9 protein-coding genes are annotated in these 8,923 nt (G+C 69.8%); 4 read left to right on the top strand and 5 right to left on the bottom strand.

The genetic code is table 11. From position 1 onward, the window contains the following. Positions 1–142 precede the first annotated feature (142 nt). Positions 143–2,281 (bottom strand): 4-alpha-glucanotransferase, encoded by a 2,139-nt coding sequence (malQ, locus tag ACRDUX_RS28565; RefSeq protein ID WP_526418830.1) that lies wholly within the window; start codon positions 2,279–2,281, stop codon positions 143–145. Positions 2,282–2,345: 64 nt separating this feature from the next. Here malQ and ACRDUX_RS28560 point away from each other — a divergent pair, with 64 nt between their 5' ends. Further along, the gene (locus tag ACRDUX_RS28560; RefSeq protein ID WP_526418828.1) at positions 2,346–3,536 is read left to right on the top strand and encodes an MFS transporter; all 1,191 of its coding nucleotides are present in this window, start codon (positions 2,346–2,348) and stop codon (positions 3,534–3,536) included. On the opposite strand, the gene ACRDUX_RS28555 is transcribed toward ACRDUX_RS28560, so the two are convergent. Genes ACRDUX_RS28555 through ACRDUX_RS28540 form a run of 4 tightly spaced genes read right to left on the bottom strand, consistent with a single transcriptional unit; the run spans position 3,508 to position 6,542 of the window. Then, positions 3,508–3,831 (bottom strand): DMT family transporter, encoded by a 324-nt coding sequence (locus ACRDUX_RS28555; RefSeq protein WP_526418832.1) that lies wholly within the window; start codon positions 3,829–3,831, stop codon positions 3,508–3,510. The genes ACRDUX_RS28560 and ACRDUX_RS28555 overlap by 29 nt on opposite strands. A gap of 2 nt (positions 3,832–3,833) precedes the next feature. Next, complete coding sequence (locus tag ACRDUX_RS28550; RefSeq protein ID WP_526418827.1) at positions 3,834–4,184, bottom strand: DMT family transporter; 351 nt, start codon at positions 4,182–4,184, stop codon at positions 3,834–3,836. 22 nt (positions 4,185–4,206) lie between these two features. Continuing rightward, positions 4,207–5,280 (bottom strand): hypothetical protein, encoded by a 1,074-nt coding sequence (locus ACRDUX_RS28545; RefSeq protein WP_526418825.1) that lies wholly within the window; start codon positions 5,278–5,280, stop codon positions 4,207–4,209. A 20-nt stretch (positions 5,281–5,300) separates the two neighbouring features. Then, complete coding sequence (locus ACRDUX_RS28540) at positions 5,301–6,542, bottom strand: acyl-CoA dehydrogenase family protein (RefSeq protein ID WP_526418823.1); 1,242 nt, start codon at positions 6,540–6,542, stop codon at positions 5,301–5,303. Between the two features lie 167 nt (positions 6,543–6,709). On the opposite strand from ACRDUX_RS28540, the gene ACRDUX_RS28535 reads away from it, so the two are divergent. The 3 genes from ACRDUX_RS28535 to ACRDUX_RS28525 all read left to right on the top strand — a co-directional run. Beyond that, entirely contained in the window at positions 6,710–6,850 is a 141-nt protein-coding gene (locus tag ACRDUX_RS28535) for a hypothetical protein (protein ID WP_526418821.1), read from the top strand. Next, positions 6,847–8,415, top strand: coding sequence for a carboxylesterase/lipase family protein (locus ACRDUX_RS28530; protein ID WP_526418819.1), 1,569 nt, complete (start codon positions 6,847–6,849; stop codon positions 8,413–8,415). Before ACRDUX_RS28535 ends, ACRDUX_RS28530 begins: the two co-directional genes overlap by 4 nt. Positions 8,416–8,455: 40 nt before the next feature. After that, the coding region (locus tag ACRDUX_RS28525) for a sterol desaturase family protein (protein WP_526418817.1) at positions 8,456–8,923 on the top strand (468 nt) is incomplete at its 3' end.

Raw genomic sequence — 8,923 nt, 5'->3', positions numbered from 1 at the left:
GGGCTGAACAGGGCCACCGAGGCGATGGCGACGGGAACGGCGAACGCGGCGGCTCCCAGCCCAAGAATCTTCTTCACGTGCCCTCCGTGTGTCGCGGTGGAAAAGCGAACATAGCGCAATTCAGTCTCTTGAGGAACTTCGGTCACTCGCGCGCCTGCGTTACCTGAGTGTGCATCACCTCGGCGAGAGCCGCCGCTCGCGGGTTGGTGACGACGTCCTCGACCAGCAGCTCCCTGCCGTCGGGGTCGGCCAGCTTGACCCGCCAGTTTGGGTATTCGTCGGTGGTTCCCGGTTGATTCTGGGCGCGCACGTCGCCCACCGCATCCGGAAGCGCGAGTGCGAGCAGGCGTGAGGGGGTCCGGCCGAGATAGGAGTACAGCGCGCTGACGATCTGCTCGACGTTCGGATCGTCGCCGAGCAGCCCGGCCGCCCGCAGCGTGGCGAGCCACGCGGCCTGCTCGGCGTGATCGTCGGCCAACTCCTCCTCGGCGGGGCGGGTCAGCAGCCCGAGCTCCTCGCGGATTCTGACGTGCTCACCAGCGAGGTATCCGGCAGTCGGCGGCAGGTCGTGCGTCGTGACCGACGACAGGCAGTACTCCCGCCACCGGGGCGCAGGCAGCGGGCCACCATCCCCGTCGCGATCCAGCTCGAACCACAGGATCGACGTGCCGAGCAGGCCGCGCTCCCGCAGGTAGTCGCGCGCCCACGGTTCGACCGTGCCGAGATCTTCGCCGACGACGACCGCGCCCGCCCGCTGCGCCTCCAGCGCGACGATCCCGATCAGCGCCTCGTGGTCGTAGCTGACGTAGGTGCCCTCCGTCGGCGGGGCGCCCTTCGGAATCCACCACAGCCGGAACAGTCCGATGATGTGGTCGATGCGCACGCCGCCCGCGTGCCGCAGGACGGCGTTGACCAGCGCGCGGAACGGCTCGTAGCCCTGCTCGATCAACCGATCGGGGCGCCACGGCGGCTGCGACCAGTCCTGGCCCAGCTGGTTGTACTCGTCGGGCGGAGCCCCGACGCTGACACCGAGGGTGAGAACGTCCTGCAGCGCCCACGCGTCGGCGCCGTTCGGGTCGACGCCGACGGCGAGATCGTGCATGACGCCCAGCGCCATGCCCGCCTGGATGGCGGTGGCCTGCGCGCCCGTCAACTGGTCGTCGAGCTGCCACTGCAGCCAGCGGTGGAAGTCGACGGCGTCGGCGCGCTTCGATGCGAAGGCGGCAACGGCGTCACTCGCCGGGTGGCGAAGTTCCTCGGGCCACCGGTGCCAGTCGTTGCCGTACTTCTCGGCCAGCGCGCACCAGATGGCGAAGTCGTCGAGGCTGTGGCCCTCGCGCTCGCGGTAGGCGGCGTACGCCAGCTCGCGACCGGCGGACCGCTTCACGCGGTAGACGGCCCGCAGCGCTGCCCGCTTGATCTTCCACACGGAGTCGCGGTCGATCAGCGTCGACTTCTTCGCGCGTGCCTGCGCGACCTCCCGCGCCTTGCGCAGGTCGCCGCGAGCGCGGACGTAGGCGTATTCGGGGATGGCCTCGACGCGCAGGTACATCGGGTTGACGAACCGACGCGAGGTCGGCAGGTACGGCGACGGTTCCATCGGCGCCTTCGGCGCCGCGGCGTGCAGCGGGTTGACCAGGATGAAGCCGGCGCCGTAACGGGCCGCCGACCAGACGGCGAGGTCGGTCAGATCCGTGAGATCGCCGATTCCCCAAGATCTTTCGGAGCGAATACTGTAGAGCTGGGTGGCCAGTCCCCACGTCCTTCCGCCACCGAGCTGGGCGGGCAGCGGGGTGGCGGCGGGGGAGACGATGAGCGCGGCGACCGCCTCGACCCCTCCTGCGTCGACGTGCAGGTGGTGGTAGCCGATGGGCAGGTCCGCGGGCAGTTCGAACGTCGCCTCGCCGATCCGGCGGCCATCGAGTTCGTAGGGCGGGGTGTCGTTCTGCAACTGGCGCAGGCCGGTGCGCACGGTGCCGTCCTCGAGGCGGATCCAGCCGCCGACCGGCTCACCGTGGGTGACATGCACCCAGAACGACGTCGGCCGACCCGTCTGAGTGACGACCGTCGGGGGCAGGGTGCGGCGCCAGCGGTCCTGGTCGTTGGCCAGCAGCGCGGTCACCCGCTCGGCGTCGGTCGCAGCCCGAACACCCAGCGCGCCGAGCACGGCGACCAGCGTCGACTCGGCAACCGGCCGGTGGCCACCGGTCCAGTCGTCGTAACCGGCTGCCACGCCGTAGCGGCGGGCGAGTTCGACCAACGACGGGGCCAGTTCAGTCATGCCCGCAATCTTGCCGGGAAAGGGGCCGGGGCGCGTAACTCGGCCGCACAGTATCGTCCCGCCCATGGCGACCAGCGGGCTCGAACCGACCCGCAATCGCCGGGCACGCGTCGCCGTCGCCGCGATGTTCCTCACCAACGGGGCCATCTTCGCCAACCTGGTGCCGCGGTTCCCGGAGCTCAAGACCGAACTCGCGCTGAGCAATACGGCGTACGGCATCGTCGTCGCCGCCTTCCCCGTCGGCGCACTGGTCGCGGGCCTGGCCGCAGGGGCGATCATCCGTCGGCTGACCTCCGCCCGCACGGCGCTGATCTGCACCATCGGCATCGCAGTGCTGGTCTTCGCGGCAGGAGTGGCCACCACGCCCGCTGTGCTGGCCGCACTGTTGTTCGCAGGCGGTCTGTGCGACGCCGTCACGGACGTCGCGCAGAATGCGAACGGCCTACGTCTGCAACGGGTCTACGGCCGTTCCATCATCAACTCGCTGCACGCGGTGTGGTCGATCGGCGCGGTGCTCGGCGCGGGCATGGCTGCAGGCGCGATCGCGCTGCACGTTCCGATCGCGACGCATCTCGCCGTCAGCGCTGCGGTGTTCATCGGCGTGGCCGTCGCCGCGTACCCGTTCCTACTGCGGGGTCCCGACCATGACCACCACCCCGCGGCGGGCGCCGGGCGGGCGCGAAGACCGGGCCGGCGCACGGGCGGCGCGTTGTTCCTGCTGGTGGTCATCGCGACGGCTGGCGCCGTGGTCGAGGACGCCGGAAGCTCGTGGGCCGCCCTGTACCTGGGCAGTGGCCTCGGTGCGGGCGGCGCCATTGCGGCGCTCGGCTACATCGGCCTGCTCGGGTTCCAGTTCATCGGACGGCTGGCGGGGGATCGGCTGGTGGATCGCTTCGGTGAGCGCGCGGTGGCCCGCGCCGGCGGACTGCTCGCCGCGGCGGGGATGGGGCTGGCGCTGGCGTTCCCGAGCGTGCCGGGCACCGTCGCCGGTTTCGCGGCCGCCGGGCTTGGCCTCGCCACCACCATCCCGGCGGCGATGCACGGGGCTGACCGACTGCCGGGGTTGCGGCCGGGTACCGGTCTGACGGCCCTGGCGTGGCTGATGCGGCTCGGTTTCGTCGGAGCGCCACCGATCGTCGGAATGATCTCCGATGCAACGAGTCTTCGGGTCGGGCTGCTCGTCGTACCGGTCGCCGGGCTTGCCGTCGTGGCGGCGGCCGGGGTGCTCAGTGGACGGCGCCCGCCAGCTCGATGACGAGGACGCCCGCCACGATGAAGCCGATGCCCGCGATCATCTTGAGCGTCAGCGGATCCTTGAACGCGTAGCGGGCGATGACCGCGACGAGCGCAACGCCGCATGCCGTCCACACGCCGTAGGCGATGCCGATCGGCATGCCGAGCTTCAGCACCAGCCACAGCAGGTAGAACGACGCCAGGTAGGCGACGATGACGGGGGCGGTCCACGCCTTCTTGCGGAAGCCGTCGGACGCCCGCATGCCCAGTGTTGCGAAGACCTCGACGGCGATCGCCACGGCGAGCACCAGCCACACGCTCACGCCGGTTCCGCTGCGGCGGGCTCTGCCTGCGGATGCGAACCGAACTCGACGAGAAGCACTCCGGCGATGATCAGCGCGATGCCACCCGCGATGGGCCACGTCAACGCATCGCGGAAGATCAGTGCGGCCAGCACCGTGGTGAGCGCCGTGCCGGCGGCACCCCAGATGCCGTAGGCCACGCCGACCGGGATGCCCTCCCGCAGCACGAGCGCGAGCAGGACGAAGGCGACGGCGTAGCCGACGACCACCACCGCCAGCCACGCCGGATGGTCTTGGGAGGCCCGTAGCGAAAGGGTCGCGGCGACCTCGGTGACGATGGCTGAGATCAACAGCGCCCACTTTCGCACTGCGTCAACTTAGCCGAGCGGGTTACGCCAGGGCCGGCGTCTTGGTCCCGAAGAGCTCGGCGACCGTGGCGGCCACCCGATCGAGTTGCTCGGCCGAATGCCTGCCGAGCCCGCATTCGGTCGACAAGCCGAACTCCGCCAGGAAATTCGATGCCAGTGCGGCGCGGTACCTCGCGCCCGCCGCGCCATCTTCGGCGTGCACCAACCCGAGGTAGAACTCGGTCTCGGGCTCGATGGCGAGGTTGGCCAGAGGCTGCCAGTGCGCGAGCTTGTTCCACGTCGTCACAGTCGCCGCCTGGAATGCGTCGATGCGGCGCGGCACGTGGCGGGACAACCCGTTGGCGACGGCGACGATCGTCGCCGCATCCCGCGGATAGACGTGCCGGCCACCCCTGGCGGCGGCCTCGGCGTCCGGCGGGTCACCCATGAAGGGGGACGCCCCGAACTTCGAATCCCCGTAGCAGAGGTGGAACGTCAGCTCGACGTCGTCGTGCGCCCAGGACGCCGGCCGCGCGGCCGCTGCGTAGATCTGCTCGAAGTCGTCGTAGGGATTGGGGAACCAGCCCTCGACGGTCGCATCCTCGATCGGCAGGTCCCATTGGATGACGAGGTCCCGGTGCGGGATCGCGTCCTGGATCGCATCGACGCTGGCCTTCAACGGCACCTCGTAGGCCCTCGCGACCTCGACCTGGGAGTCGAAGTCCACGAAGAAGTTCACCGCGTTGAACGGCGTCGGGATCGACACCAGGAACTTGGAGTCGGGGGCGAGGTCACCGCGGTCCCGAGCGGCGCGGAACACGTCGTAGGACGCGATCGCGTGGTCCTGGTAGGCGAAGGCGGGGAATGTCACGTCGGCGGCCGAGGTGCCCTTCCGCAGCCTGGCGCGCTTGCCGCCGTCGGATTCGACGACGTCGAGCGTCGGGTTGTCCAGGAAGTGGGCCGTCTGGGTCAGCACCCAGTTGGCGCGGTCGCCCGGCTCGCCGTCGGGCACCCGGGTCACGCCCGGTTGCAGCCGCTTGCCGACGAAGTCGAACGCGTCGGCCACGGTGGGCTGGTTGATACTCCCGGTGAGGTAGAAGCGGTTCTGGTAGCCCATGATTCGATTCCCCGGGTTTCTCAGTAGACCAGGCCGAGCCGCGGCGGGCGGGCGCCGTGCAGGGTGTGGTTGCCCAAGTGGACGTACTTCCAGCGGGCCGGATCGTGCAGGGAATGAGTCCGCACGTTGCGCCAGTGCCGGTCCAGGTTGACGGCTGCGTCCGTGGCCGAGGTGCCGGCCAATTCGAATATGCCACTGGCGATTTCGACGGCGAACTCCTGCGCGAGCGCCTTGGCGGCGGCGATCTTCAAGGTTGCCTCCGCGGCCAGTTCACGCGAAGGTTCCTGCGTCGCGTAGCCCTCGTCGATGATCGCCGAACCGGCAGCCAGCAGCGCCTCGAGCGCATACAGCCGCGCGGTGAACTCCCCGAACTTGCGGACTACGTGCGGTTCCTCGTCGGCCCGCTCGATACCCGCATCGAGTGCCTCCTTCCACGGCCTGGACCTGGTGCGGACGAACTCGGCACCGTCTTCCAGTGCGGCCCTCGCGATTCCGATGTCGATCGCGGCGTGCAGCGCCTGGTCGAATGCGCCGAGCACGCTGGGCGGTCCGGTGAGCGGGTCGGGCGGACTGCCCTCCTCGATCACCAGCGCACCGTCGACGACGACGCCGTCGAGCAGTACCTCGCCGCTGGCCGTCCCACGCTGCCCGAACGCCGACCACTCGTCGAGGTTCAGGGTGACGCCGTCCTGATCGGGGCGGACGAACACGGTGGCCGTCTCGTCGGCGCCATTGCCGACGACCGCGGCGACAGCGATCCACGTCGCGCCGAGCGCCCCGGTCGCGTAGTACTTGGTGCCGTTGAGCACCCACGTCCCGTTCTCGCCGGGCGTCACGGTGGTGCGGCGGTCCAGCGCGTGGCTGGTGCCACGTTCGGCGGTGGCATTGCCGATCTGCGCGCCCGCAAGGACGTCGGCGTAGATCCGGGGCGCGGGATCCCGTTGTCCCAGTCCGGCGATCGCACGCGCAACCACGAAGTGCGACAACAACAGTTGGCCGACGGCGGCATCGCCGCGGGCGAGCCGGCGAAGCACGTCGATCGTCGTCGACGCGGGGAGTCCCGGCCCGCCGTGCTCGACGGGTACGGAGATGCCAAGCAGTCCGGCGTCGGCGACCTGGCGGAGTTGGGGGACGAGGGCGATGCCATTGTGTTCCCGCTCGGCACTGCCGACGGCGAGGTCGGAGGCAACGGCGTCGGCGACGGCCAGCGCCTGTCGTGGTGACGTCAGCTGCGGCACGGCGGATGCGATGTCGGTGGTCATGCCGCCGGACGCTACGGACGGCGGTCCGTCGGGCACAGGATTGCGACCACCGAGAATGTTTCCCTCCCACGTTTGCCGGCCTGGCCCCTCGAGGAGCGGGAAGGGACCGTCACGGCGCCCGAGTAGCCTGGTGATCAGGTTGTTCCGGAGTAACTGAAGGAGTCCCCGTGACGGATCCACAGCGCACGTTGATTGCCGTACTGCTCGACCGGCCCGATTCGGAGAGCATCAAGTCCGATGCCGAGGGCGGCTTCAACGCATTCATCACCGAGAAGGACCGGGCCGGGGCGAGGGGCAACCGACGGTGACGGCCGGGCCGGACGGTGGTCGATCGGTCGACGGTCCCGTCGTCGACACCGCGTACGGACGCGTCAGGGGTGTCGACGACGGAACGGTCAAGTCGTGGAGGGGAGTCCGCTACGCAGCACCGCCGGTAGCTGAACTGCGATGGCGTGCGCCCCAGCCGCCCGAGCCCTGGACGGCCGTCGCCGATGCCACCAGAGTCGGACCCGTCTGCCCGCAGCCCACCGACCCGCGGATACCCATCGACCTGGGCGCACCCCAGGGCGACGACTCGTTGACGCTGAACGTGTGGGCGTCGTCGGACACCGAGCCGGGTGACCGCAAGCCGGTGATGGTCTGGGTGCACGGCGGTGCGTACGTCCTTGGCTCCGCGGCGCAGCCTCTGTACCGGGGCCGGGTGCTGGCCCGTGACGGTGACGCCGTCATCGTCACCGTGAACTACCGCCTCGGCGCGTTCGGCTTCCTCGATCTGTCGTCGTTCAGCACCGAACGCACCCGTTTCGAGAGCAACCTGGGCCTGCGTGACGTGCTGTTCGCCCTGCAGTGGGTACGTGACAACATCGCGGCCTTCGGGGGAGACCCCGGCCGGGTGACGCTCTTCGGCGAGTCGGCAGGCGCTGGCATCGTCACGACGCTGCTGGCCAGCCCGGCTGCCGCAGGCTTGTTCTCGGGCGCGATTGCCCAGAGCTCACCGGCGACGTCGGTCTACGACGCCAGCCGCTCCCGCGGGATCGCGGGGCAGTTCCTCGAGACGCTCGGCGTCGGCGTCGACGAGGTGGACCGTCTCCCCGATGCGCCGATCAGCGAACTGTTGGCCGCCTCGAAGCGCCTGTTCGACGAGGTCCCGGTGCGTACGCCGGGGACCCTGGCCTATGCGCCGATCGTCGACGGTGAACTCGTGCCCGACTATCCGGTCGCGGTGGCGCGTGCGGGTGGCACGCATCCGGTTCCGCTGATCATCGGGACCAACAAGCACGAGGCGGCGCTGTTCCGCTTCATGAAGTCGCCGCTCATGCCCATCACGCCGATGGCGATCAAGGCGATGTTCGAGCAGATCGCCGCGGAGCAACCCGGTCTGCAGATTCCCAGCGAGGCACAGTTGGGCTCGGCGTATCGGGGCCGTGGGAAGACGCCCGGCATGGGCGTCGCCCGTGACATCGGCTTCCGAATGCCGTCGATCTGGTTCGCCGAGGGGCACACTGCCGTCGCGCCGGTGTACACGTACCGGTTCGACTGGTCGACGCCGATGCTCCGCATGCTGAGGCTCGGTGCCGCACACGCCACCGAGCTTCCGTACGTGTGGGGCAATCTCGTTGCGGGACCGAAGGATCCGACGTTCAAGCTGGGTGGGCTCAAGGCTGGGACCGCGGTGTCGGAGCGCATCCGAGCCCGTTGGCTGAACTTCGCGGCCGGCGGCGAGCCGGTCGGGCCGCCCGGGGAGCCGCGCTGGCGGCCCTACCGGGACGGCGACCGGGCGACGCTGATGATCGACAAACGCGACACGGTGGTCGAGGACCCCGATCGGCCATTGCGGGCGGCGTGGGGCGACGACGTTCTGAGCTTCCGCTGAGGAGCGGGTAGCTAGGATTGCCCGGGCAGGGAGGTGACCCATGAACTGGTTCGACGGGATTCGCACCGTCTTGGACGTGCTGCCCCCGCAGATGCGCGACCCGGTCCTCTTCGCGATCCCGTTCTTCCTCCTGCTGCTCATCCTCGAATGGACGGCTGCCCGCAAGCTCGAACGGCTCGCCGACGAGCGCTCGCGCGAGGAGCCGACTGACACGGACGACCGCATGCCATCCGGGGCCTACCTGCGCCGTGACGCATGGGCGAGCATCTCCATGGGGCTGGTATCGGTGGCCACCACCGGGGCCTGGAAGTTCATCGCGCTGCTCGGCTACGCCGCGATCTACGCGTACGTCGCGCCGTGGCACCTGCCGTCGACGGCCTGGTACACGTGGGTGATCGCCATCGTCGGCGTCGACCTGCTGTTCTACGCGTACCACCGCGTCGCGCACCGGGTGCGCCTGGTCTGTGCCACGCATCAGGCGCATCACTCGAGCCAATACTTCAACTTC

It is taken from the genome of Mycobacterium sp. (genome assembly GCF_050701675.1).
Lineage (GTDB): Bacteria > Actinomycetota > Actinomycetes > Mycobacteriales > Mycobacteriaceae > Mycobacterium.
The sequence above is the reverse complement of the archived record's forward strand: the minus strand, read 5'-3'. Positions and strand labels throughout refer to the sequence as shown.

Bases quoted from the DNA above. Each gene is read 5' to 3' on its own strand.
- ACRDUX_RS28545 (WP_526418825.1), bottom strand. From the start codon at position 5,280: ATGGGCTACCAGAACCGCTTCTACCTCACCGGGAGTATCAACCAGCCC.
- ACRDUX_RS28560 (WP_526418828.1), top strand. From the start codon at position 2,346: ATGGCGACCAGCGGGCTCGAACCGACCCGCAATCGCCGGGCACGCGTC.
- malQ (WP_526418830.1), bottom strand. From the start codon at position 2,281: ATGACTGAACTGGCCCCGTCGTTGGTCGAACTCGCCCGCCGCTACGGC.
- ACRDUX_RS28540 (WP_526418823.1), bottom strand. From the start codon at position 6,542: ATGACCACCGACATCGCATCCGCCGTGCCGCAGCTGACGTCACCACGA.